Below are 22,662 nucleotides of genomic sequence, written 5' to 3'. Positions count from 1 at the left end.
ACATTGGTTTTTGTGTTGGCCCTGGATTTATTGCCCACCGCAAAACGCCCTGTGGGAGCGAGCCTGCTCGCGAATGCAATAGCACATTCAGCACTGATGCAAGCTGACCCGCCGCCTTCGCGAGCAGGCTCGCTCCCACATTGGTTTTTGTGTTGGCCCTGGATTTAGTGCCCACCGCAAATCCCCTGTGGGAGCGAGCCTGCTCGCGAAGGCGGTAGCACAGCCAGCACCAGGATTGGAGCTCCGCCCGCCATAACGTTTACAATCCCCGCCCTCTTCGTCTTCCCCAAGGAACCGCCATGTCCGGGCTTGAACTGTTTGCCGCAGCCCTCGGCGTTATCGCTGTCTGGTTGACCGTCAAGCAGAATCCCTGGTGCTGGCCGATCGGCCTGGTCATGGTGCTGCTGTACAGCTGGTTCTTCTTCGACGTGAAGTTGTACTCCGACATGCTCTTGCAGATGGTCTACGCCTTCCTGCAACTGTATGGCTGGTGGCAGTGGACCCGCGCCGGACACAATCACCATGGTCGGCAGGTGACGTACCTGGGTACGCCGTCAGTGCTGCTCAGCCTCGCCATCGGTGCGACGGGGAGTCTGCTGCTCGGGGCGGCCATGGCGCATTGGACCGACGCCGCCCAACCCTGGCTCGACGCGGCGCTGACCGGTTTCAGCCTGGTGGCCCAGTGGTGGATGGCGCAAAAGCGTGTGCAGTGCTGGCCGCTGTGGATCGTCCTGGATGTCATTTTTGTCGGCCTGTTCGTCTACAAGGGCCTGTACCTGACCGCCGCGCTTTATGCGCTGTTCACTCTGCTGGCGGTGCAAGGCTGGCGGGAATGGCGCGCCGACCCGGCCCTGCGCACATGAAAGTAGTGGTACTGACCGGCCCGGAATCCAGCGGCAAGAGCTGGCTGGCCGGGCAACTGCAGGCGCATTTCGGTGGTTTGCGGGTGGACGAATACGTGCGCCACTTCATGGAGCAAACCCAGCGTGATACCTGCCTGGCCGACATCACCGATATCGCCACCGGGCAACTCGCCTGGGAAGACGCGGCTCGCGCCCGGCAGCCGGCGCTGCTGATCCTCGATACCCATCTGTTGAGCAATATCCTCTGGAGCCAGACCCTGTTCGATGATTGCCCGGATTGGCTCGAACCCGCCTTGCTGGCGCGCCATTACGATTTGCATCTGCTGCTCAGCCCCGAGCAGGTCGAATGGGTCGGCGATGGCCTGCGCTGCCAGCCAGCGCTGACGGAACGGCTGGCGTTTTTCGAGGCGATCGAGCACTGGCTGATGCGCCATCGGCAAGCGTTCCTCAAAGTCGAGGGCGACTGGGCGCAGCGGCGCGAGCAGGTGTTTGCAGCGGTTTCGCAGCTCCTCCTGGCTCGATGATGTTTCATCCCTGAAACATCACGACTGCTTCAAACCCGGATCCAGGGCCACCTCGCGGCGTTCCGGCCCTGACTGTCAAGTCACTGAAACACCGTGCCCCAGGGCTCAAATCATAGCCAAACGACAGCAGATGGCCCTTTGCAGCCCATGAGGCTGTCTCAACGATGAAACAGGTTTCGCCATGGAAACCTTACCCATCAGCCAAGCCATTGAATCCATTGGTTTTCCAGAATCCGGCACAACACCTGCTCTTTCCCTTCGCAACGCTGACTAGGGCCAGCGTCCAGTGAACAAGGAAATGATGTCATGGGGACTTTCAACAGAAGCTTGACCTGTCTGTTAGTGATTGGCTGCGCCGCCGGTGCGACGCTCAGCTTACCGGTGCAGGCCGAGGGCAACGGCGTCATCGTACTCGACCGTGACGTGCAACCGGTTCATTTCGGGCGTAACGGCGGTAAAGACCCCTACCCGACCACCGTCAATGCCAATCCATCCGACCGAATCAACCAGGCGACTGCCAGCACCGAGCTCAGCGACGGCGAATTTGCCGGTGTCGCCAGCGGCTCGACAATCCGCAACACCATCACTGCGAACACCGGCGTGCAGGGCGTCAATGTCGTGACCAACCCCAACGGCATGCCGGGCATGAGTGCCGGCCACGGTGGCGGCAGCGGTGGCGCCATCTCGGGCACCATCAACCGCTCGCTGAGTTCCGGCCTGGCCCCTCTAGGTCGGTTGGCGGGAGGCCAGTGAGATGAATCCAACCTGGCTCATGGTTGCCCTGCTCGGCAGCTCAACCGTGCTCGCCGCCCCGGGCGTGGCGGTGGTCAACCAGGCCGACCTGGAAAATTCCGGCGGTCGTTACACCGGTAATTTCAACGTCAACCAGGCGGCCGGCGACCAGACGCAGCAGACCAACACCCGCGCCATCGCCATCGGCACCGATGCCCACGCAAGCACCGTCGTGCACCAGCGCCTCGATACGCCGGCCAACCCGTCGATGAACGCGAGCGCGCGTATCGGCGGCAATTCTTTCACCAATGGCAACGGCGTACTGGGCGTCAACCAGTCCGCCGGGGCCAACAACCAGATGGCCAATGTCATGCGAGTGGGCATCAGCGCCCGCCCGCAGAGCATGGACGACAGTGCCCTTTCCCAACAGAACGTGGCGCTGGTACCGAACTCGGGAGCAACTGACACCCCAACCGGCAGTCGCCAGGTCGCCACCAGCGACCAGGCCTTCACCGGCAGCCGAGGGGTGATCCAGGTGAACCAGAGTGCCGGGGTGGGGAACCGCATGGCCAACACCCTGAGCATCCGGGTCGCAGACTGACCCGGCGCAGTGGATAAGAACGTACCGACACTTAACCAACGACACGCAAGGAGAAACACCATGAAACCTACAATGGCGCTCAAACCATTGGTTTTCGCTCTCGCCGCTGTCATGGCAATGGCTGCGCAGGCCGGCGGAAACGGTAACGGCCACGGCAACGGTCATGGCAACCACGGCCCTCAAGGGCCAACGCTGGATCAGTTGCTTTCCATCAGCGCCGGCGCAGGGGCCACGGTGCTGGACGAGCAGAACAGCGATGGCAACGTGGTGACCAACCAGGCCACCCGCAACACCGCTGAAGCCACTGATTCGCTCAACGGCAGCAACGGCAACATGGGCGCCAACATCGCCGCCGGCGACGGCAACCAGCAAGACAATGCCGCCGCCCTGGCCACCGCCGACGAAAGCTTCATCTTCGGCTCGGCTGTCGCAGCGTCCAGCGCCACACAAGTCAATAACAACAACTATGTGAAGAACAACTCGACGCAGAACAACGCCTCGCTCACCAGCGCGGGCAACAACGGCTCCGGCAACATCGGCATCAACGTGACCGCCGGCAACTTCAACCAGCAGAAAAACAACCTGGCCATCGCCGTATCGGGCGGTCGTGTCGCCCAGGCTTCCGCCGCGGCCGACCAGTCGTCCACCGGCCTAGTCGTCGACAACAAAGGCGTGCGGACCTACAAGACCGACACCCTCACCAGCACCTCCGAGGCTTCCGGCACCTTCAAGGCCAAAGGCACCGGTACCGTCGAGGATGACGGCGGCTGGGGCAACAAGGGCGGTTACGGTGGTGGTCACGATGACGACAAGTTCAAGTTCTCCGCCGTGGGCACTTTCGAACTTGCCGGCAGCAATACCCAACAGGTGCTGACTCGCGACGGCTGGAAAAATCCGGTCTACAACAACGCCACCATGACCAACTCCATGAACGGCTTCTCCGGTAACGGCGGCGCCAACGTGTCGGCGGGCGTGGGCAACCAGCAAAGCAACTCGCTGTCGATTGCTGCCGGCTGCAAGGCTTGCATGTAAAAAAGTACCACTGTGGGAGCGAGCCCTGCTCGCGAAGGCATTGGATCAGTGACCTTTGTGTTGCCCGACACACTGCTATCGCGATCAGGCCCGCTCCCACAGGGGCTTTTTCCTGGGTATCACTAGGCGTATCGACCATGCGTGCAACTGCCCTTTGCCTATTGGTTTTGCTTGCCGGCTTGACCGAAGCCGCGCAGATGCCGGTCGCCGCCCTGCCTGGCGGCATGCTGGTCCACAAACCCGTGCAAAGCGTACGCGAGCGCAAGTTCAGCGACATCGTCGAGCAGAAGACCGATTTCAGTTGTGGCGCCGCGGCGCTGGCCACTGTGTTGCGCCAGGCCTATTGGCTGGACGTCGACGAAGAACATGTCATCAAGGGCATGCTGGTCAATGCCGACCAGGATCTGGTCCGCACCCAGGGTTTTTCCATGCTGGACATGAAGCGCTACGTGGAAACCATCGGCATGCGCGCCCGCGGCTATCGGATACCACCGGAAAAACTCGCCGCGGTGACGATCCCGGTCGTGGTCCTGATGGACATTCGTGGCTACAAGCACTTCGTGGTATTGCAGCGGGCGGACAAGCGATGGGTGTATATCGCCGACCCGGTGCTTGGCCACAAACGCTACGCCCATGACGAATTCGTAAAAGGCTGGAACGGCATTGTCTTCGCCATCGTCGGCCCCGGCTATGACAAGACCAACGCCTTGCGCAGCCCTCCGCAACCTCTGACAGCGCGCAACAAGCTGGACGGTTTTAATCCGGTCAAGGACGCGGAACTGATGGATTTCGGCTTCATCCAGAGCGACTTTTTCTAATCGCCGAACAACTGCCAATAAAAATACAAAAGGAGCAGGACGCTCCGGGAGCAACAGATGAAACGCTCATACTGGCTCACGCTGGCCTGCCTGGCCGCAACGACGTCGGGTCTTGCCCACGCCGGTTTCAAACCGATCGAAGTCCAGGACCAGGAGCTCGCCGAGCTGCGCGGTCGCTACGTCATGCCCGGACGAGTCATCAGTTTTGGCATCGTCATGAGCAGCACCTGGCGCAACGCCAGTGGCGACCTGATCGGCGCTTCCAGTTCCATGCAGATCCAGGCTGCAACGGTCAAACCGCAGTTCTACGTCTCCACGATCAAGCAGATCGGCAACGGCAGCGCCCCGGAACAGGGTGGCGGCACGATCACCGGCGGCGCCGGTCTCGGCTCGGGCCAGGGCGTAACCCAGAGCGTGCGCGCCGCGGGCGACAGCAACAGCGCGTACAACAATGTCAGCATCAACGTGAAAGAACGCAGCCAGGTACCTGCCCTGGCGCCCGCCCAAGGCCAATTGCTCGACAAGGGCCAGACCATCAGCGGCAGCAACGCCGCCGGCAGCGTGGCGGTCACCGCCACCGGCAGCGGCGTGCAGATGGCAATCCAGGCCAACCACAACCAGGGGAGCACCCTGCAACAGGTGGCCCAGGGCGGCTTGCTGCAAAACACCCGCCTGCTGGGCAACGGCAACCTGGTCAACAACATGACCCAGCTCAACGTGGTGCTGAACAGCAACGGCCCCAGCGCCGGGGCATTGGACTGCAACCTGACGCAGCTGCGTGGCCTTCGAAACCTCGGATATTGAACTACGCTGATCTCCGATCATTGGGCTAACTAGGGACGGCATATTTCATGTATCGATCCGTATCGTTGCGCGCTGTGATGTGTTTAAGCACGATGTTTCCGGCGACCGTGCTGCAAGCGGCACCCGACGCGGACATCGAGGCCCTGAAGCAAGAACTTCTCGAGCTCAAGCAACGCTACGAGGTCCAGCAAAAAGCCCTGGCGGTACTCGAACAGCGAGTCCGCCAGGTCGAGGATCAACCCGCCGCCCCGCCGCCCAAGCGCCTGGCCAAATCTCCCGCCGACATGAAAGGCAACCAAGGCGTGGCCGGCAGCGGCGCGGCAACGGCGGGTGGCAGCGGCTACGGGCAGTCCCTGGCCGACGACTCGCAACCGGCCCAGAGCGTCTCCAACCTGTATGACGAAGCCAGCGGCTTTTTCGGCGGCGGCAAATTCAGCTTCGAAACCGGCGTGACCTACTCGCGCTACGACACCCGGCAACTGATCCTCAACGGCTTCCTGGCCCTGGATTCGATTTTCCTTGGCAACATCAACCTGGACCGGATCAAGGCGGACACCTGGACCCTGGACCTTACCGGTCGCTACAACTTCGACAATCGCTGGCAGTTCGACCTCAACGTGCCGGTGATCTACCGCGAGTCCACCTACCAGTCCGGTGGCGCCAACCAGGGCGCGGCCGGCGTCACCAGCGAAGAAACGGTGACCCGCGACCCCACCATCGGCGACGTCAATTTCGGCATTGCGTACAAATTCATGGATGAATCGGTCAACAGCCCGGACGCAGTGGTGACCCTGCGCGTCAAGGCACCCACCGGCAAGGATCCGTTCGGCATCAAGCTGCGCCAGTCCCAGGCCAACACCAACCTGTTCGTGCCGGAAGATCTGCCCACCGGTAACGGCGTGTGGTCGATCACGCCCGGGATATCCCTGGTCAAGACCTTCGACCCGGCAGTACTGTTCGGCAGCCTGTCCTACACCCACAACTTCGAAGAGTCGTTCGACGACATCAGTTCCACCGTCAACCAGGAAGTGCCAGGCAAGGTGCGCATCGGCGACAGCTTCCAGATCGGCGCGGGCATCGCCTTTGCCTTGAACGAGAAGATGAGCATGTCGTTCTCGGTCTCGGACCTGATCCAGAAGAAGAGCAAGCTCAAGCAGGACGGCGGGGACTGGGAATCGGTGGTCTCCAGCGACGCCAACGCCGGATACTTCAACATCGGCATGACGGTGGCCGCCAGCGACAACCTGACCATCGTGCCCAACCTGTCCATCGGGCTGACCGACGATGCGCCGGACTTCACCTTCAGCCTGAAATTGCCGTATTACTTCTAAGGCAGGTCCCATGTGGGAGCGAGCTTGCTCGCGATGAAGCCCTCTCAGCCAGCATTGATGTTGACTGGAGGACCGCTATCGCGAGCAAGCTCGCTCCCACTGGTTTTGCGCAGGCGCGGCTCTAACGAATCTGATGCTTGTGCAACAGCCGATAGAACGTCGGCCGCGACACGCCCAGCACACGGGCCGCCACGCTGAGGTTATCGCTGTGGCGGTTGAGCACATCGCTCAACGCCTGGCGCTCGGCGCGGGTCTTGTAGTCTTCCAGGGTACCCATCGGTGCGGCGACGCCCTGCTGGCCGACAAGGCCAAGGTCGCGGGCCTCGATCTGCCGCCCTTCGGCCAGCACCAGGCCGCGACGGACGCGGTTGGCCAGCTCCCGCACATTGCCGGGCCAGTCGTGCATGCCCATCGCTACTAGCGCGTCCTCGCTGAAACTGCGCGGCCGGCGACCGGTTTCGTGGCTGTAGAAATGGGCAAAGTGGCTGGCCAGCATCGACAGGTCGCCATGGCGTTCGCGCAGCGGTGCCATGACCACCTGCAAGACGTTGAGGCGGTAATACAGGTCCTCACGAAAACGCCGATGCTCGATGGCCGCCTCCAGGTCGACATGCGTCGCCGCCAGCACCCTCACATCGACGGCAATCGGTTGGCTGCCGCCTACACGCTCGATGTGCTTTTCCTGCAAAAAGCGCAGCAGGTTGGCCTGCAGCTCCAACGGCAGATCGCCGATCTCATCGAGAAACAACGTGCCGCCATGAGCGGCTTCGATCCGTCCGATCTTGCGTTGATGAGCGCCGGTGAAAGCACCCTTCTCGTGGCCGAACAGCTCGGACTGGATCAGATGCTCGGGGATCGCGCCACAATTTATGGCAATGAACGGCTTGTTACGCCGGTGCGATTGGCAATGCAGGGTGCGCGCGACCAGCTCCTTGCCCGTGCCGCTTTCACCACGAATCAATACCGGCGACTCGGCGGGGGCCAGCTTGCCCAATAATTTGCGCAGTTCGCGAATCGGCTTGCTGTCGCCCAGCAGCTCATGTTCAGGCTGATTGATGTGAACCGCGCCCCGCCCCCTCAACCGCGCCATGCCGAACGCCCGGCCCAATGTCACCTGGACGCGGGAGACATCGAACGGCAAGGTATGGAAGTCAAAAAACCATTCACAGACAAAATCGCCGACGTTTTGCAGGCGCAGCACTTCCTGGCTGAGGACGGCGATCCACTCGGCGCCGCTGCGGCGAATCAATTCCTTGACGGCCTCGGGACGCTCCAGGTGAAAAGGCTGCAGGCGCAACAAGCCGACGTCACACGTCCTGTCGCTGGCGTGTTCCAGGGAGCAGCTGTCGACGTCCCAACCGATTTCGCGCAGGCCCGGTAACAGGCGATAGCAATCATCGCAAGGATCGACCACGAGCAGACGACGCAACGCACTGGTTTCAATCACGACTGATCCTTGGCGCCAAAATAAGGAAATATGATTAGAAACAGGCGTTTGGCGAACCTGCATGTAACAGTAGCAAGAACTTGACACTTGCTTGTATCGATTAGTTATCAGGACATCAGAGAACCGGTTATAAGCGGGCGTTTCGTTAGTTAGTTAATCTCGCGGCGAATCTTTCATCCCCCTTTCAAACAAAAGTCCGAAAGCCTGGTCTGAAAGAAAATCGAAATTTATTCATCGATTGTGTGACCTGCTCCCGGGTTCGGGACATCAGTACAAGTAACCAGCCGCACGGTACGCCCAACCGACGGCAGATCATTTGATTGGGCACTATTGAGAGATAACGCCATGAACGCCCCGCTCCGTATCAACGAAGCTCTTTTGATTGCCGACCGCGCATTCCGTCCTTTCCAATGCGTGGCCTGGGCCCCACAAGACGGTAACGGCGAACTGAGCCTGACCGTCATCGACCGCACCAACACCCACATCGGCCGGACCCAGATCCCCAGCAGTGCCTATACGGACCCGGCGCAACTTGCCGACCTGTTGAAGCAGGCCCGTGCCGAGTTGAGCCAGGAAGGTTACAAGCTGCAATCGTGGTCCATGCCTGAATAATGCCCTGACAAGCCGGTTGTTTATTTGCCGGCTTGGCATTGGATTGCAAAGCCATTGTTCAGGCACGAATAGTCTTCGTGCCTGCAGGACCTGACAGTTGTGCACTGTCTGTTTCATGGATTGAATGTTGCTCTCATGCTAACACCGCCTCTTTATCCAGGCCGGTCGATGCGCAAGGAGAGCCACGCATGCCCGTTCAATCCGCATTTGCACTCCCGATACCCCGGGCTCAGGCCGGGTGCCTCGATACAGGCTTTGCCGACGGTGGTAAAGCCTGGGTTCGTTTTCCAGGAAATACCTCGACACTCACCACCGGATTGGCCGTTGACCATGCCGGCCGAATTTTATTGGCGGCGCGGGTCATGACCGCCCAAGGCAGTCGTTTCGGTCTTGCCCGGCTTACCCCGAACGGCATGATCGACAGGGACTTTGGCATCAACGGCTACGTGATCGACGCGTTTGCACCGGGCTGCGTAGCCACCGCGGGCAAGGTCACCGAGCTGCGCGACGGTAATATCCTGTTATCCGGCCTGCACTACGAAAGCGCCGACAATACCCTCCCTGCCCTGGCGCTGTTCGATCCCCACGGTCATGCCGTCCATGGTTTTGGCGATGCCGGGCGACAAGTCGTGCGACTTTGCGGCAACCTTTCCCAGGGCATGCGCGATCCTTGGCTACCGCCCGGCGTGTCTGGGGTCGAAGCCTGTGACATGCGCGTACAGGCCGATGGCAGGATATTCATCCTGGCCAACCATCACTTCCGGACGTCCGATCACGTTGGCGTGTTGATTCGATTATTGCCGGACGGCTCATTGGATGACTCGTTCAACCATCGTGGTTTCGTGATGGTTCGGCGATTGTTGAAAAACAGCTGGCTGAGGTGCCTGGCCCTGCAGGCCGACGGCCACATCGTCGTAGGCGGTGCCATCGATTGGCCCCAGCGCGGCCTGATGGCTCGCTACGACGCCTGCGGCCAACTCGACGAGCACTTCGGCGACGGCGGTTTCCTGTCCTTCACGGCCCAGGGACGCAGCGTGATGGTCAGCCAGGTCGTTGAAAACGCCAACGGCGATCTACATGCTTTTGGCGGCAGTCGCGACCCCAAGCATTGTCTGTCGGTGTGCATTCCCAGGGACGGCCAACCGACGCCGGACAACGCCGAAAACCAATGCCGCCTCCTGGCAATCGGCAACCATGCCAGCCAGTGGACGGCCGCCCAGCTGCAGGCAGATGGAAAAGTCGTGACGGCCGGCGCAACCATCGGCGGCATCGACGCCGACTTCATCCTGGCTCGACACCTGCCGGACGGCAATCTTGATCCGGCGTTCGGCCAGGGCCAGGGTTGGCTGCGCACCCGACTGGGTTACAGCCTCGATACCGCGACGGCCGTGGCGGTGCAGGCCGACGAAAAAATACTGGTGGGTGGGCATTCATTACAGGGCACCTCCAGGGCCGTGTTGACGCGGTACAGCGCCTGATTTCCGACCTTTCGGCTAGCGGTAACAAGTCCTACGCTTGATATTCCTCATGGCTTACGGCAAGTTGCGCGCTTCTAAATAAAAGGAGCAGCCAATGTCCGGTCAAATGGCTCAAGCTTTTGCGCACAACTTCCTGGGGCATTCTCCACGCTGGTACAAAGCGTGCATCATCATTTTCCTGATTCTCAATGCGTTGGCGTTCTTTACGCTGGGCCCGGTCGTCGCCGGTTGGATGTTGGTCCTGGAGTTCATTTTCACGCTGGCCATGGCCTTGAAATGCTACCCGCTGATGCCTGGCGGGCTGTTGGTCCTGCAAGCCGTGGCGCTGGGCATGACCACGCCAAAAGCGCTATACGACGAACTGGTCCACAACTTCCCGGTCATCCTGTTGTTGATGTTCATGGTGGCCGGTATCTACTTCATGAAGGACCTGCTGCTGTTCCTGTTCTCGCGCCTGCTGTTGGGTGTGCGGTCCAAGGCGGTATTGGCCTTGATGTTCTGCTTCCTCTCGGCGTTCCTGTCGGCATTCCTCGATGCGCTGACCGTGACGGCGGTGATTATCAGCGCCGCGGTGGGTTTCTATGCGGTGTACCATCGCGTGGCCTCGGGCAATGACCCGCGCCAGGACAGCAGCGTAGATGAGGACCATGACCTGCCGTCACTGCACCATCAGGACCTGGAACAGTTCCGGGCCTTCCTGCGCAGCCTGCTGATGCATGGCGCCGTGGGCACCGCGTTGGGCGGCGTATGCACCTTGGTGGGCGAGCCGCAGAACCTGCTGATCGGCCATGAAATGGGCTGGCACTTCGTCGAATTCTTCATCAAGGTCGCGCCAGTGTCGCTACCGGTGCTCGTGGCCGGGCTGGCGACTTGCGTGGCGCTGGAGAAACTGCGCTGGTTCGGCTATGGCACGCTGCTGCCAGATAATGTCCGGGCGGTATTGGCCGATTATGCCGAGGAAGACAACCGTGAGCGCACCGCACGCCAGCGTGCTGCCCTCATCGTCCAGGGCCTCGCGGCGCTGCTCCTGATCGTCGCCCTGGCCCTGCACATTGCCGAGGTCGGCCTGATCGGCCTGGCAGTGATCGTCCTGATCACCGCCTTTACCGGAATCACTGACGAGCACCGACTCGGCAGCTCATTCAAGGACGCCATGCCGTTCACTGCGCTGCTGGTGGTGTTCTTTGCGGTGGTCGCGGTCATTCATGACCAGCAGCTGTTTACACCGCTGATCCAATGGGTCCTGGCCCTGCCGGCCGATCAGCAGCCCGGCATGCTGTTCATCGCCAATGGCCTGTTGTCGGCCATCAGCGACAACGTCTTCGTCGCCACCATCTATATCACCGAAGTGAAACAGGCCTTTGTTGCCGGCCACATGAGCCGCGAGCAGTTCGAGACCCTGGCGGTCGCCATCAACACCGGCACCAACCTGCCCAGCGTCGCCACGCCCAACGGCCAGGCGGCGTTCCTGTTCCTGCTGACGTCGGCCATTGCCCCGCTGGTTCGCCTGTCCTATGGCCGCATGGTCTGGATGGCGCTGCCTTATACCGTGGTGATGGGTAGCCTGGGCTGGTATGCGGTGACTTACTGGCTGTAACGCCATTACTGAATGGATATGGCTTCGTGGCGAGGGAGCTTGCTCCCGCTGGGCCGCTCCGACGCCTCGGGTGCAGCGGCCCCCCTTTTTTGCGGTCGCTTCGCAACCGAGCGGGAGCAAGCTCCCTCGCCACAACGGTGCAGGATCATCTAGCGCGACAGGATGTACCGCTCGATCGCCAATGCCGCACCGTCCTCGGTGTTGGCTGCGGTAACGACATCCGCCTGACGCTTGATCGCCTCTTCCGCCTGCCCCATGGCAATCGACAGCCCCGCGCGATGGAACATCGCCGGGTCGTTGCCACCGTCCCCCATGGCGGCGGTCTGTTCCAGCGGCACGCCCAGAAAATCCGCCAGGGTCGACAGTGCCTCGCCCTTGTTCGCCTTCATCGCCGTCACATCCAGGTAAATCGGTTGCGAACGCGACACCTGGGCCTGGCCCTTGAGCAGCGGATGCAAGCGCGCCTCCAGCTCCACCAGCAGATCCGTGTTGGCGCTGGTCGCAACGATCTTGTCGATGCGCTCAAGGTAAGGCTCGAAACTCTCCACTTCCACCGGCGGATACCCCAGGCCGCGGGTTTCAACCGGCACCATCGGTCCGTTGGCGTCGCGCACCAGCCAGTCGCCGTCGGCAAACACCCACACTTCGATGCCGGGCTGATCGGCGTACAGCGCCAACGTAGTCAGTGCCGCCTCGGGCGGCAAGTAGTGAACAGCCAGGAAGGTCCCGTCCGGGTGCACCAGCGTGCCGCCGTTGAACGCCGCCGTGGGCAGGTCGACGCCCAGGGCTTCGATCTGCTGCAACATCGCCCGGGGCGGACGCCCGGTGGCGAGACTGAACAGCACGCCGGCCTCGCGCAAGGAGCGGACGGCTTCGATAGTGCGCTGGTTGAGGCTGTGGTCAGGAAGCAACAAAGTGCCGTCCATGTCACTGAGTAGGAAGCGGATGGGACGTTTCAACTGTTCAGTCATCCGAGGCCATGCCAGACGCGACCATCGCGAGTCAGCAATTCGTCGGCGGCCGCCGGGCCATCCTCACCGGCCTGGTACGGCTGGACTGTTGCGTCTTCCCGCCAGGCATCGAGGAACGGCTGCACCGCGCGCCAACCGTTTTCGATGTTGTCGGCACGCTGGAACAAGGTCTGGTCGCCCGTCAGGCAATCGTAGATCAGGGTTTCGTAACCCGTTGATGGCTGCATTTCAAAGAAGTCCTTGTAGGCAAAGCCCAGCTCGATATTCGCCATGTCGAGTGCCGGCCCGGGCCGCTTGGCCAGCAGGTCGAACCACATGCCTTCGTTGGGCTGAATCTGGATTCTCAGGTACGTAGGTTGCAGTTCGTCGACCTCGGTGTCACGAAACTGCGCATACGGTGCCGGCTTGAAGCAAATGACGATTTCCGTGTCGCGCACGCTCATGCGCTTGCCGGTGCGCAGGTAGAACGGCACGCCTACCCACCGCCAGTTATCGATCATGACCTTGAGCGCAACGTAGGTTTCGGTGCTGCTGTCGGGCGCGACATTGGTTTCCTCGCGGTAACCGCTGACAGGGTTGCCGTTGATCTCACCCGCCGTGTACTGGCCGCGCACCGAATTGGCTCGAGCCTGCTCGACCGACCAGGGCCGGATTGCACCCACCACCTTGGCCTTTTCGCCTCGCACCGCGTCGGCGCCGAACGCGGCCGGCGGCTCCATGGCAACCATTGCCAGCAACTGGAACAGGTGATTGGGCACCATGTCCCGCAGAGCACCGGTATGTTCGTAAAAGCTGCCGCGGGTTTCCACGCCGACGGTCTCGGCGGCGGTAATCTGCACGTGGTCGATGTAATGATTGTTCCAGAACGCCTCGAACAGGCTGTTGGAGAAACGGCTGACGAGAATGTTCTGCACCGTTTCCTTGCCCAGGTAATGGTCGATCCGGTAGATCTGCTTTTCACTCATCACCTTGAGTAGGCAGGCATTGAGCGCCTCGGCGGTTTGCAGGTCGGAGCCGAACGGCTTCTCGATCACCACGCGCCGGAAGGCGTCATCCTGCTCTTGAAGCAGCCCGGCCGCGCCAAGGCGGCGGACCACTTCACTGAAAAAGCGTGGCGCGGTCGCCAGGTAGAAGACCGCATTGCCGGTGCCGCTGGCGGCGATCTTCGCCGCCAGCGCTTCGTAGGTACTGTCATCGAGAAAATCACCCTGGACGTAACTGATGCCCCGGGCCAGGCTGGCCCAAAGCACCGGATCGAGCGCCTGGTCGGGGTCGCCGCCCTTGCTCGCCGCTTCGTTACGGATGAAATCCTCGAGTTTTTTAGCAAAATCCACATCGCTGATAGCGTTGTGGTCGACACCAATGATCTGCAGGCCATCCCCCAACAACCCGTCACGACTCAGGTGGTAAAGCGCCGGCATGAGCAAACGCTTGACCAGGTCTCCATGAGCACCGAACAGGAACAACGTGGTCGGTGGTGCCGGTTCTGCCTTGGATTTCCTGCCGATCGAGGTCATTTTTTCGGCGTCTCCACATGGCCGCCAAAGCCGAAGCGCATGGCCGAGAGCATCTTGTCGCCATAGGTGGCTTGCTGGCGGGAACGGAAACGGGCGAACAGCGAACTGGACAGCACCGGCACCGGCACCGCTTGCTCGATGGCCGCTTCGATGGTCCAACGGCCTTCCCCGCTGTCGGCGACCTCGCCGGAGAAGCCATCGAGCTTCGGATCGCTGGCCAACGCATCAGCGGTCAGGTCCAGCAGCCAGGACGAAACCACGCTGCCACGTCGCCAGACCTCGGCGATATCGGCCAGGTTGAGGTCGAAACGCTGCTCCGGCGGCAGACTTTCGCTGGATTTGGTCTTGAGGATGTCGAAGCCCTCGGCGAAAGCCTGCATCATTCCGTATTCGATGCCGTTGTGGATCATCTTGACGAAATGACCGGAACCGGCCGGGCCCGCATGGATGTAGCCACGTTCGGCGCGGTCGTCGTCAGACTTGCGGTCACGGGTACGCGGGATATCGCCGATGCCCGGCGCGAGGCTCTCGAACAACGGGTCCAGGCGCCGCACGACTTCAGTGTCGCCACCGATCATCATGCAATAGCCGCGCTCAAGCCCCCAGACGCCGCCGGAGGTACCGACGTCGATGTAGTTCAAGCCTTTTTCCGACAGCGCCTGGGCGCGCCGGATGTCGTCCTTGTAGTACGTGTTGCCGCCATCAATGATGACGTCTCCTGGCTCGAGCAGGTCGCTGAGCACGTTGATGGTGTCTTCGGTGGGTGCGCCGGCCGGCAGCATGACCCAGACAGCCCGAGGCTTCTCCAGGCCGGCGACCAGCGCCGGCAGGTCCGCGACGCCCGTCGCGCCTTCCTGGCTCAGGTTTTCGACAAAAGCGGCATTGCGGTCATAGACGACGGTGGTGTGCCCATTGAGCATCAGGCGCCGCGCAATATTGCCGCCCATGCGGCCCAGTCCAATGATCCCGAGTTGCATGTGCTGATGCTCCCTACTACAAATAAAGGTGTGTCAAAGGTTTAGCTCAAGGTGACTTGTGGAGGTTAGTCCAGAGCATTGCCGCATAGTTTCCGGGTAAATCGCCCGATCACAAAGGATAACGTTCAAAAACCGGCCGAAGACACGCGGACCATGAAAAATAAAAAAGTTCCATCAACGGGCAAAAGTATTCAGAATTGGTGCCGATAAAGAATTGTCGCCAAGAAACTGACGACATCTCTCTAGTTGATGTAGCCATTTGCGAGGTGAGCAATGGGCCCTGTCGTTACCGCACGTCCTCCACAAACCCTTTATGTGACCATTCGTCGCGACGAATTACGCCTGCTGAAGGAAGAGCGTGATCTGCTGCTTGATGAAGTGACGCAGTTGCGCATGCAGTTGCAACACGCACAGCTCTCACACCAGGGCCAGGCTTTGGCTCGCTGATCCTGTCCTCCGGGCAAGACACTTTGGTGACGCCGGGCAAACCGGTGTCACCACGTAAGAACACCGCAGACCCTGTGGCGAGGGAGCTTGCTCCCGCTGGGGTGCGCAGCGTCCCCTAAAATTGGCGGTCGCTGCGCAACCGAACGGGAGCAAGCTCCCTCGCCACCAGCCCTCCAGCAGCTCCGGATGCACGGATCGCGAAAAACTCACGAAGTTTTCACACCTGATCCGTAATAATCCTGCAATCACAAATAGTTACGGCGACGGCCCGTGCGCACCAGTCCGGTGCCGGCAGTCTCGTCGGTGAACGCTGGAGCGCTTGATGAGTGTGTTCAAACGCAGCAAAACGACTGCGAAAGGTTTCGATTGGGCCGGGTTCGGTTGGCTGTTTCTGTTCTTCTGGTATTTTTCCGGCATCACCCAACTGCTGATCCTGTCGAGCGGCACTGCCGGGTTCGCCGGGTTTCGCCAGGCCTTCGTAATGAGTGCGTTGTGGTTGGCACCACTACTGCTCTTCCCTGCCCGCACCCGCCTGCTCGCCGCGATCATCGGGATCGTGCTCTGGGCTTGCTCCATGGCCAGCCTGGGCTATTTCTTCATTTACCAGCAGGAATTTTCCCAAAGCGTCATCTTCATCATGTTCGAGTCGAACGTGTCCGAAGCTGGCGAATACATGACCCAGTATTTTGCCTGGTGGATGGTGCCGGCGTTCCTGGCGCATACCCTGGTCGGTTACTTCCTCTGGACGCGCCTGCGCCCGGTCTACCTGCCACGCAGCCAGGCCTGGGCGGCAGCGCTGGTCATCATGGTGGCCGTGGTCGGCTACCCGCTGACCAAGCAGACCCTGCGCACCGGCAACCTGGCCAAGGGTTTCGAGAAGTTTGAAAGCCGCGTCGAGCCTGCGGTGCCCTGGCAGATGCTGGTAGCGTACCGCCGCTACACCGAACAGCTGGAAAACATGCAGGGCATGCTCCACAGCACCAGCAAGATTGCGCCCCTGCGCAACCTTCAGGACACCATGGCCAACGAGCCGGCCACCCTGGTGCTGGTCATCGGCGAATCGACCAACCGCCAGCGCATGAGCCTGTACGGCTATCCGAGAGAAACCACCCCGGAACTGGACAAGCTCAAGGATCAGCTCTCGGTCTTTGACAATGTCATTACCCCGCGCCCCTATACCATCGAGGCGCTGCAGCAGGTACTGACTTTCGCCGACGAGGAAAACCCCGACCTTTATCTCAGCACACCATCGCTGGTGAGCATGATGAAACAGGCTGGCTACAAGACGTTCTGGATCACCAACCAGCAGACCATGACCAAGCGCAACACCATGCTCACGACGTTTTCGCAACAGGCCGATGAGCAGGTCTACCTGAACAACAACCGCAACCAGAACGCCGCACAATACGACGGCGACGTGATCGAGCCCTTCAACAAAGCCTTGGCCGACACCGCGCCGCGCAAGCTGATCGTGGTGCACCTGCTCGGCACCCACATGAGTTATCAGTATCGGTATCCGCCGACCTTCAACAAATTCACCGACCGCCAAGGCGTGCCTGCCGGGGTGCGTGACGATCAGGTGCCGACCTACAACAGCTACGACAACGCGGTGCTGTACAACGACTTCGTGGTGTCCAGCCTGATCAAGGACTACGCCAAGAGCGACCCCAACGGCTTCCTGCTGTATCTGTCGGACCACGGCGAAGACGTCTTTGATTCACCGGGCCATGGCACCCTCGGTCGCAACGAGGCCAAGCCGACAGCGCCGATGTACACCATCCCGTTCATGGCATGGGCCTCGCCGAAGTGGCGCGAAACCCATGATTGGAACTTCGCCGGCGACCTGTCGCGGCCGTACAGCAGCTCGCACCTGATTCACACCTGGGCGGACATGGCGGGCTTGAGCTTTGATGAGCTGGACCGCAGCAAGAGCCTGGTCAGCGATGACTTCAAGTCGCGGCCGCTGTTGATCGGCAACCCCTACCAGGACCAGCGCAAGGGGCTGATCGATTTCAGCCTGATGCAGCCCAAGGGCCCCGCGGGCCAGGTCGTGCAGAAGTAGTCGAAAAGCCACAACCCGCATCTTATACGGTTCACTGGGGGCAATCCCGTGGCGAGGGAGCTTGCTCCCGCTGGGCCGCGAAGCGGCCCCAAAACCTGCCAATGCGGAGCATCAGACACACCGCATCCGCCGGTTTACGACTGCTTCGCAGCCGAGCGGGAGCAAGCTCCCTCGCCACGGGTTCTTAAGTGAACCGCATTACGCCCCTAGAGGGGCTTGATCCAGAACAGCATGCGCCCGTGGGCCGGGTCGAACATGCCGGCGGCAAAGCCGAACTTGGCATAACTGGCCTGGGCCACGGCGTTGCCTTCCAGCACTTCCAGGGTGATCTTGCAGCACCCGCGCTGGCGGGCGATGTCTTCGACTTTCTGCAGCATCTTCTGGCTCAGGCCAAGCCCACGAAACGCCGGCATCACGGCTACATCGTGGACATTCACCAGAGGCCGGCAAGCGAAGGTCGAAAACCCCTCGAAACAGTTGACCAACCCCGCCGGTTCGCCATTGACGAATGCCAGCACACTGAAAGCGTGGGAACGCTTGGCCAGCTCTTCAGGCAGATGGGCCAGCACCTCGGCCGGCAACGAGTGCCCACCGCCCATCGGATCCTCGGCATACCCGTTGAGCACATGGCAGATCGCTTCAGCGTGGACCGGGTTGGTGTAGCTGGCTTGCAGTACAAGGATATCCTTGGCTTCTTCCATGATCTTCCATCTCGTTTCGATAAGGCCGACGGCTTGGCGTCGGCAGGGTCGGGTCAGACGGGCTGACCAAAACGTTGCAGTTGCATTTCCTGAAGGCGACTGAGAGTACGGCGAAACGGGAATTGCAGATAGCCCTGCGTGTACAACTGGTCCATCGGCACTTGGGCCGACAGGTACAAAGGCACTTTGCGGTCATAACATTCGTCGACCAAAGCAATGAAACGCCGTACGCCGTCGTCATGAATCGACAGCTGCGGCAGCTCGCGATCACCGGCCTCGACCCGCTCGACCCCGTCTTCGGTGCCTCGGGCAATACGCCCTTCGCGTTGTTCAGCGCTCAGACAGGGTACGTCACTGAGAAGAATGGCCTTGAAACGATCGCACAGCGCCATGAAATCCAGCGCCGAGAACGGCTGCTCGCAAAGATCGGGGTAACGGCTCCACAGCACTGTATCGCTAGCCTGGACCGGAACGATCTGGCGATGGCCGACCTCAAGCGCCTGGTTGCGGGTTTTCTGCCCGGCGCTCAACTGGGCGAAAACCTCCGCCAACGGATCAGGCTGGGCCGGGTCACGCAGCCAATAACGCTGCTGCAAGGCGCCCGGGTGCTGGCGATGATCCTGCCAGCCATTCACCGGCACGACCTGCATGTACTGCTTGATGGCCGTGATGGTCGGCAGGAAGCGCTCACGGTTGTGACCGCTGGCGTACAGCTCATCCGGCGGCAGGTTGGACGTGCTGACCACCACCATGCCCAGCTCGAACATCACCTGGAACAGGCGGCCGAGGATGATCGCATCGCCGATGTCGGTCACGAACAACTCGTCGAAGCACAACACCCGCACCTCTCGGCTCAGCTCCCGAGCCAGGGCCTGCAACGGATCTGGCGTGCCGGTGAGCTGGAACGAGCGCTGATGCACCCAGGCCATGAAATGATGAAAATGCTGGCGACGGGCCGGAACCTCGAGGCTTTCATAAAAGCGATCCATGAGCCACGTCTTGCCCCGCCCGACCGGCCCCCACAAGTAAACGCCCTTGATTGTTTTGCGGCCTTCGTGCAATGCCTGGTGGCACTGCTCCAATGCCATGATTGCCAGCTCCTGGGCTTCGTCCTGGACGAAGCCGTGGTGTTCGATGGCATGCTGCCAGGCGCTCAAGGGGGAAGTGAAAGTCATGCGACCCGGGTCCGGAAGGCGAAGGTCTGGAGTATGCCATGCAGCAGGATCCGATAAGTAATTCATGATTCACTACAAATCCCGTGGCGAGGGAGCTTGCTCCCGCTAGGTTGCGTAGCAGCCCCAGGCTTTTGCGGTCGCTGCGCAACCGAGCGGGAGCAAGCTCCCTCGCCACAAAAGTCAGGCGGAAATATCCAGCCGACTGATCTTTCCCTGCTCATCGAGCCGGAAGGTATAGCGCAACTCCAGTGGACTGCCGGGAAAGGTTCCAGAGATCAGGTTATGGACCAGCACCTTTCCGGTGCGTTGCTGCACGTTGAGGACTTCGACCCGCGGTTGGTAACGGCGCGCGGTATCTTCCATCCATTGGGCGATGGCCTGGGTGCCGACCCGGTGGTTGCCTTCATCGAACACATTGGCATCCTCGGCGAAGAAACGCGTCACCGCCGAGCTGTCGCGCGCATTCGCGGCAGCGATGTAGCCGGCAATGGCCGGGGCCAGGGAAGAGACGGGATTGGACATGTCAGGGGCTCCTTGTTGTATCGATCCGGAGCCATCCTAGAACAGCGCGGTGTCAGTTTTTGTCAGGAGTAAAACGCCCCGCCTCATCGAGATTCATCAGCGCCAACCAGGCTCGCAGCAAGTCGCTGCGCCTGCCGGGGTAGCGCTCGCCCTGGACGCTGGCTGAGGCAATCCGGTCGGTACGAAACGTCCGATAGGCACCGCGTAGTTCGCACCAGGCCACGACCACCCGCGCCTCATTGAAAAAGCCCAGTGCCAGCGGCCAGATCAACCGCTGGGTGGGGGTCTTGTTGACGTCGGCGTAATCGATATGCAACTTGGCTTGAGTGCGAATGGCCTGGCGGTAGACATTCAGCTCGACGGCGTTCTGCGGATAACCGTAACCCGGTGGGCCGGGCAATACCGTGGGGTTGTGCAAGGCATCGCGCAAACCAGGGGCCAACACCGCCTCGACCTTTGCCAAAGCGTCGGCGGCGGCCTTGCCCAGTACCTCATCGCCACGCTGGTCGACGTAGCGCAAGCCCAGCACTATGGCTTCGATTTCATCGGCGGTGAACATCAGCGGCGGGAGGAACAGGCCGCTGCGCAGCACATAACCTATGCCCGCCTCGCCCTGGATCGGCGCGCCCAGGGCAGTCAGTTCGGCTATATCGCGATAAAGCGTGCGCTCGGACACCTTCAGCTCGGACGCCAGCGTCGCGGCGGTAACCGGGCAGCGCTTGCCCCGCAAGACTTGCAACAAGGTCAGCAGCCGAGTGGTTCGCGACACGATGGCGGATCCAGGGAAAAGATGAAGCAGATTAGCAGAGGCTGGTGTCAGAAACTGTCAGCAGCCGTACCGCCGTGACATCAATCCCTGTGGCGAGGGAGCTTGCTCCCGCTCGGTTGCGCAGCGGCCGCAAAAAACCGGGGCCGCTGCGCAGCCCAGCGGGAGCATGCTCCCTCGCCACGGACTCATGCGTCGCCAGGTGATAGGGTTGTAGCCAATAATCCACATGCGAGAACGTCCATGCGCAGAATCCTCGGCTTGCCCCTCATCCTCTTACTGCTCAGCCTGAGCGCCTGCGCCCTCTTCCCGCACCGCGACCCGCTGAATATCAACGTGGTCGGTATCGAGCCACTGCCCAGCGAGGGTCTGGAGATGCGCTTCGCGGTGAAACTGCGCTTGCAGAATCCCAACGAAACCGCCATCGACTACAGCGGTGCGGCATTGGATCTGGAAGTCAACGGCCGCACATTGGCGACCGGCGTCAGTGACCAGAGCGGCTCGATACCACGCTTTTCCGAAGGAATCCTGAGCATACCGGTGAGCATCTCGGCGTTTTCAGTGATCCGCCAGACTCTCGGCCTGAGCCAGACCCAGAGCCTGGACAACCTGCCCTATGTGCTCAAGGGCAAACTCGCCGGCGGTCTGTTCGGTACCCTGCGCTTCGTCGATCGCGGAACCCTTGATCTACCAAATTCCGCGGCCACCTGGTGAATCATGCAATGAAGCGCACGCCCGGCTTGGCTCGCTCATCCACCACCAGCTCGAATACATCCGGCCGGGCGTAGTGCCCGACCACGTCATAGTCGTAACGCGCCCGCACCAGCTCATCGGTATCGATTTCAGCAGTCAGCAATCCGACGGAGCCCCTCAACGGCCCGGCCAGCACGTCGCCCATGGGCCCGACAATCACGCTGCCGCCCGCGATTAACGGCCGCTCCGCCGGCCAGTTCGCCACCTCGATACCCAGCTCTGCTGGCGAGGCCTGGACCTGGCAAGCACTGACCACAAAGCAACGCCCTTCATGAGCGATATGCCGCATGCTCACCTGCCACATCTCCCGCTCATCCACCGTCGGCGCGCACCAGACGTCTACACCCTTGGCATACATCGCGGTGCGCAGCAGCGGCATCATGTTTTCCCAGCACACCGCCGCGCCCACGCGCCCGACCTGGCTGTCGATCACCGGTAACGTCGAACCGTCGCCCTTGCCCCAGATCAGCCGCTCAGTGCCGGTGGGCATCAGTTTGCGATGCCTGGCGACCAGGCCGGCGTCCGGTTCGAAGTACAGCGCGGTGCAGTACAGCGTATTGCCGGCGCGCTCGATGACGCCCAGCACCAGGCTTGCCCCGGTTCGCGCCGAAAGACCCGCCAGCGCCTCGGTTTCCGCACCGGGCACGTCGATGGCGTTGGCGAAGTAGCGGGCGAACGCTTCGCGCCCTTCCGGTAGCCGATAGCCGAGCTGGGTGCCAAAAGTCTCGCCCTTGGGGTAACCGCCCAGCAGCGCCTCGGGCATGACCACCAGGCGTGCACCGGCCTCACGAATGGCATCTTCGTAGGAAAGAATCTGCGCGAGGGTTTCGCCTTTACCGCCTGGCAGCGAGCCGATCTGCAGGGCAGCCACGATGGATTTGGGCATGGTCTTCAACTCCGTGATTTCAAGTGTTGCTGATTCTCAGGCGCCG

The 22,662-nt window shown here is 61.2% G+C and carries 23 protein-coding genes; 14 read left to right on the top strand and 9 right to left on the bottom strand.

The genetic code is table 11. From position 1 onward, the window contains the following. Positions 1-299 precede the first annotated feature (299 nt). The 8 genes from pnuC (at position 300) to J3P94_RS12805 (ending at position 6,705) form a co-directional block, all read left to right on the top strand. The gene (pnuC, locus tag J3P94_RS12840) at positions 300-863 is read left to right on the top strand and encodes a nicotinamide riboside transporter PnuC (RefSeq protein ID WP_434573851.1); all 564 of its coding nucleotides are present in this window, start codon (positions 300-302) and stop codon (positions 861-863) included. Continuing rightward, positions 860-1,387 carry an AAA family ATPase gene (locus J3P94_RS12835; RefSeq protein WP_434573849.1) on the top strand — a complete coding sequence of 176 codons (528 nt, stop codon included), beginning with the start codon at positions 860-862 and terminating at the stop codon, positions 1,385-1,387. The genes pnuC and J3P94_RS12835 overlap by 4 nt, the downstream gene beginning before the upstream one ends. Before the next feature lie 306 nt (positions 1,388-1,693). Beyond that, positions 1,694-2,140: a hypothetical protein gene (locus J3P94_RS12830; protein WP_434573847.1), complete on the top strand. Its 447-nt coding sequence runs from the start codon at positions 1,694-1,696 to the stop codon at positions 2,138-2,140. 1 nt (position 2,141) lies between these two features. Further along, positions 2,142-2,720 carry an adhesin gene (locus tag J3P94_RS12825; RefSeq protein WP_434573846.1) on the top strand — a complete coding sequence of 193 codons (579 nt, stop codon included), beginning with the start codon at positions 2,142-2,144 and terminating at the stop codon, positions 2,718-2,720. Between the two features lie 60 nt (positions 2,721-2,780). Next, positions 2,781-3,752 (top strand): heme utilization protein, encoded by a 972-nt coding sequence (locus J3P94_RS12820; protein ID WP_305500678.1) that lies wholly within the window; start codon positions 2,781-2,783, stop codon positions 3,750-3,752. A gap of 137 nt (positions 3,753-3,889) precedes the next feature. After that, entirely contained in the window at positions 3,890-4,570 is a 681-nt protein-coding gene (locus tag J3P94_RS12815; protein WP_434573844.1) for a C39 family peptidase, read from the top strand. 57 nt (positions 4,571-4,627) lie between these two features. Then, positions 4,628-5,374, top strand: coding sequence for a hypothetical protein (locus tag J3P94_RS12810; RefSeq protein ID WP_434573843.1), 747 nt, complete (start codon positions 4,628-4,630; stop codon positions 5,372-5,374). A 47-nt stretch (positions 5,375-5,421) separates the two neighbouring features. Continuing rightward, entirely contained in the window at positions 5,422-6,705 is a 1,284-nt protein-coding gene (locus J3P94_RS12805) for a hypothetical protein (protein WP_434573842.1), read from the top strand. Positions 6,706-6,826: 121 nt separating this feature from the next. Here J3P94_RS12805 and J3P94_RS12800 read toward each other — a convergent pair whose 3' ends face one another. Next, positions 6,827-8,152: a sigma 54-interacting transcriptional regulator gene (locus J3P94_RS12800; protein ID WP_434573840.1), complete on the bottom strand. Its 1,326-nt coding sequence runs from the start codon at positions 8,150-8,152 to the stop codon at positions 6,827-6,829. A gap of 345 nt (positions 8,153-8,497) precedes the next feature. On the opposite strand from J3P94_RS12800, the gene J3P94_RS12795 reads away from it, so the two are divergent. The 3 genes from J3P94_RS12795 (at position 8,498) to nhaB (ending at position 11,839) form a co-directional block, all read left to right on the top strand. Beyond that, positions 8,498-8,764 (top strand): hypothetical protein, encoded by a 267-nt coding sequence (locus J3P94_RS12795; protein WP_030142711.1) that lies wholly within the window; start codon positions 8,498-8,500, stop codon positions 8,762-8,764. Between the two features lie 188 nt (positions 8,765-8,952). After that, entirely contained in the window at positions 8,953-10,242 is a 1,290-nt protein-coding gene (locus J3P94_RS12790; protein ID WP_434573838.1) for a hypothetical protein, read from the top strand. A gap of 94 nt (positions 10,243-10,336) precedes the next feature. Continuing rightward, complete coding sequence (gene nhaB, locus J3P94_RS12785; protein WP_434573836.1) at positions 10,337-11,839, top strand: sodium/proton antiporter NhaB; 1,503 nt, start codon at positions 10,337-10,339, stop codon at positions 11,837-11,839. A gap of 149 nt (positions 11,840-11,988) precedes the next feature. Here the strand turns inward: nhaB and J3P94_RS12780 are convergent, their stop codons facing one another. Genes J3P94_RS12780 through gnd form a run of 3 tightly spaced genes read right to left on the bottom strand, consistent with a single transcriptional unit; the run spans position 11,989 to position 15,304 of the window. Next, positions 11,989-12,810 (bottom strand): HAD family hydrolase, encoded by an 822-nt coding sequence (locus J3P94_RS12780; protein ID WP_434573835.1) that lies wholly within the window; start codon positions 12,808-12,810, stop codon positions 11,989-11,991. Further along, a complete protein-coding gene (gene zwf / locus J3P94_RS12775; protein ID WP_434573833.1) occupies positions 12,807-14,327 on the bottom strand; it encodes a glucose-6-phosphate dehydrogenase in 1,521 nt (506 codons plus the stop codon). The genes J3P94_RS12780 and zwf overlap by 4 nt, the downstream gene beginning before the upstream one ends. Beyond that, positions 14,324-15,304 carry a phosphogluconate dehydrogenase (NAD(+)-dependent, decarboxylating) gene (gnd, locus tag J3P94_RS12770; protein ID WP_305500662.1) on the bottom strand — a complete coding sequence of 327 codons (981 nt, stop codon included), beginning with the start codon at positions 15,302-15,304 and terminating at the stop codon, positions 14,324-14,326. Before gnd ends, zwf begins: the two co-directional genes overlap by 4 nt. Positions 15,305-15,577: 273 nt before the next feature. Here gnd and J3P94_RS12765 point away from each other — a divergent pair, with 273 nt between their 5' ends. Together J3P94_RS12765 and J3P94_RS12760 are read left to right on the top strand one after the other, a co-directional pair. After that, positions 15,578-15,751, top strand: coding sequence for a DUF6026 family protein (locus J3P94_RS12765; protein ID WP_305500661.1), 174 nt, complete (start codon positions 15,578-15,580; stop codon positions 15,749-15,751). Between the two features lie 322 nt (positions 15,752-16,073). Next, positions 16,074-17,813: a phosphoethanolamine transferase CptA gene (locus J3P94_RS12760; protein ID WP_434573831.1), complete on the top strand. Its 1,740-nt coding sequence runs from the start codon at positions 16,074-16,076 to the stop codon at positions 17,811-17,813. Between the two features lie 206 nt (positions 17,814-18,019). Here J3P94_RS12760 and J3P94_RS12755 read toward each other — a convergent pair whose 3' ends face one another. From J3P94_RS12755 to J3P94_RS12740, 4 genes are all read right to left on the bottom strand, one after another. Then, positions 18,020-18,514: a GNAT family N-acetyltransferase gene (locus J3P94_RS12755; protein ID WP_434573829.1), complete on the bottom strand. Its 495-nt coding sequence runs from the start codon at positions 18,512-18,514 to the stop codon at positions 18,020-18,022. Positions 18,515-18,567: 53 nt separating this feature from the next. Continuing rightward, positions 18,568-19,689: a cell division protein ZapE gene (zapE, locus tag J3P94_RS12750; RefSeq protein ID WP_434573827.1), complete on the bottom strand. Its 1,122-nt coding sequence runs from the start codon at positions 19,687-19,689 to the stop codon at positions 18,568-18,570. 180 nt (positions 19,690-19,869) lie between these two features. Then, positions 19,870-20,211 (bottom strand): nuclear transport factor 2 family protein, encoded by a 342-nt coding sequence (locus tag J3P94_RS12745; RefSeq protein ID WP_434573825.1) that lies wholly within the window; start codon positions 20,209-20,211, stop codon positions 19,870-19,872. 52 nt (positions 20,212-20,263) lie between these two features. Then, positions 20,264-20,980 carry a helix-turn-helix transcriptional regulator gene (locus tag J3P94_RS12740; RefSeq protein WP_434573823.1) on the bottom strand — a complete coding sequence of 239 codons (717 nt, stop codon included), beginning with the start codon at positions 20,978-20,980 and terminating at the stop codon, positions 20,264-20,266. A gap of 240 nt (positions 20,981-21,220) precedes the next feature. On the opposite strand from J3P94_RS12740, the gene J3P94_RS12735 reads away from it, so the two are divergent. Next, a complete protein-coding gene (locus J3P94_RS12735) occupies positions 21,221-21,691 on the top strand; it encodes an LEA type 2 family protein (protein WP_434573821.1) in 471 nt (156 codons plus the stop codon). A gap of 1 nt (position 21,692) precedes the next feature. Here J3P94_RS12735 and J3P94_RS12730 read toward each other — a convergent pair whose 3' ends face one another. Then, on the bottom strand, positions 21,693-22,616 hold the full coding sequence (locus J3P94_RS12730; protein WP_434573819.1) for a carbon-nitrogen hydrolase family protein: 924 nt from the start codon (positions 22,614-22,616) through the stop codon (positions 21,693-21,695). Positions 22,617-22,662 lie beyond the last annotated feature (46 nt).

Source organism: Pseudomonas sp. Z3-8, from assembly GCF_051131975.1.
Taxonomy (GTDB): Bacteria; Pseudomonadota; Gammaproteobacteria; order Pseudomonadales; family Pseudomonadaceae; genus Aquipseudomonas.
The sequence above is the reverse complement of the archived record's forward strand: the minus strand, read 5'-3'. Positions and strand labels throughout refer to the sequence as shown.

Excerpts from the sequence above, each read along its gene's own strand:
- J3P94_RS12780 (WP_434573835.1), bottom strand. The coding sequence starts at position 12,810 with ATGACTGAACAGTTGAAACGTCCCATCCGCTTCCTACTCAGTGACATG.
- J3P94_RS12730 (WP_434573819.1), bottom strand. The coding sequence starts at position 22,616 with ATGCCCAAATCCATCGTGGCTGCCCTGCAGATCGGCTCGCTGCCAGGC.
- J3P94_RS12760 (WP_434573831.1), top strand. The coding sequence starts at position 16,074 with ATGAGTGTGTTCAAACGCAGCAAAACGACTGCGAAAGGTTTCGATTGG.
- J3P94_RS12820 (WP_305500678.1), top strand. The coding sequence starts at position 2,781 with ATGAAACCTACAATGGCGCTCAAACCATTGGTTTTCGCTCTCGCCGCT.
- J3P94_RS12755 (WP_434573829.1), bottom strand. The coding sequence starts at position 18,514 with ATGGAAGAAGCCAAGGATATCCTTGTACTGCAAGCCAGCTACACCAAC.
- pnuC (WP_434573851.1), top strand. The coding sequence starts at position 300 with ATGTCCGGGCTTGAACTGTTTGCCGCAGCCCTCGGCGTTATCGCTGTC.
- J3P94_RS12745 (WP_434573825.1), bottom strand. The coding sequence starts at position 20,211 with ATGTCCAATCCCGTCTCTTCCCTGGCCCCGGCCATTGCCGGCTACATC.
- J3P94_RS12835 (WP_434573849.1), top strand. The coding sequence starts at position 860 with ATGAAAGTAGTGGTACTGACCGGCCCGGAATCCAGCGGCAAGAGCTGG.
- J3P94_RS12795 (WP_030142711.1), top strand. The coding sequence starts at position 8,498 with ATGAACGCCCCGCTCCGTATCAACGAAGCTCTTTTGATTGCCGACCGC.
- zapE (WP_434573827.1), bottom strand. The coding sequence starts at position 19,689 with ATGACTTTCACTTCCCCCTTGAGCGCCTGGCAGCATGCCATCGAACAC.
- zwf (WP_434573833.1), bottom strand. The coding sequence starts at position 14,327 with ATGACCTCGATCGGCAGGAAATCCAAGGCAGAACCGGCACCACCGACC.
- J3P94_RS12765 (WP_305500661.1), top strand. The coding sequence starts at position 15,578 with ATGGGCCCTGTCGTTACCGCACGTCCTCCACAAACCCTTTATGTGACC.
- J3P94_RS12805 (WP_434573842.1), top strand. The coding sequence starts at position 5,422 with ATGTATCGATCCGTATCGTTGCGCGCTGTGATGTGTTTAAGCACGATG.
- J3P94_RS12830 (WP_434573847.1), top strand. The coding sequence starts at position 1,694 with ATGGGGACTTTCAACAGAAGCTTGACCTGTCTGTTAGTGATTGGCTGC.
- nhaB (WP_434573836.1), top strand. The coding sequence starts at position 10,337 with ATGTCCGGTCAAATGGCTCAAGCTTTTGCGCACAACTTCCTGGGGCAT.
- J3P94_RS12825 (WP_434573846.1), top strand. The coding sequence starts at position 2,142 with ATGAATCCAACCTGGCTCATGGTTGCCCTGCTCGGCAGCTCAACCGTG.
- J3P94_RS12815 (WP_434573844.1), top strand. The coding sequence starts at position 3,890 with ATGCGTGCAACTGCCCTTTGCCTATTGGTTTTGCTTGCCGGCTTGACC.
- J3P94_RS12790 (WP_434573838.1), top strand. The coding sequence starts at position 8,953 with ATGCCCGTTCAATCCGCATTTGCACTCCCGATACCCCGGGCTCAGGCC.
- gnd (WP_305500662.1), bottom strand. The coding sequence starts at position 15,304 with ATGCAACTCGGGATCATTGGACTGGGCCGCATGGGCGGCAATATTGCG.
- J3P94_RS12810 (WP_434573843.1), top strand. The coding sequence starts at position 4,628 with ATGAAACGCTCATACTGGCTCACGCTGGCCTGCCTGGCCGCAACGACG.
- J3P94_RS12735 (WP_434573821.1), top strand. The coding sequence starts at position 21,221 with ATGCGCAGAATCCTCGGCTTGCCCCTCATCCTCTTACTGCTCAGCCTG.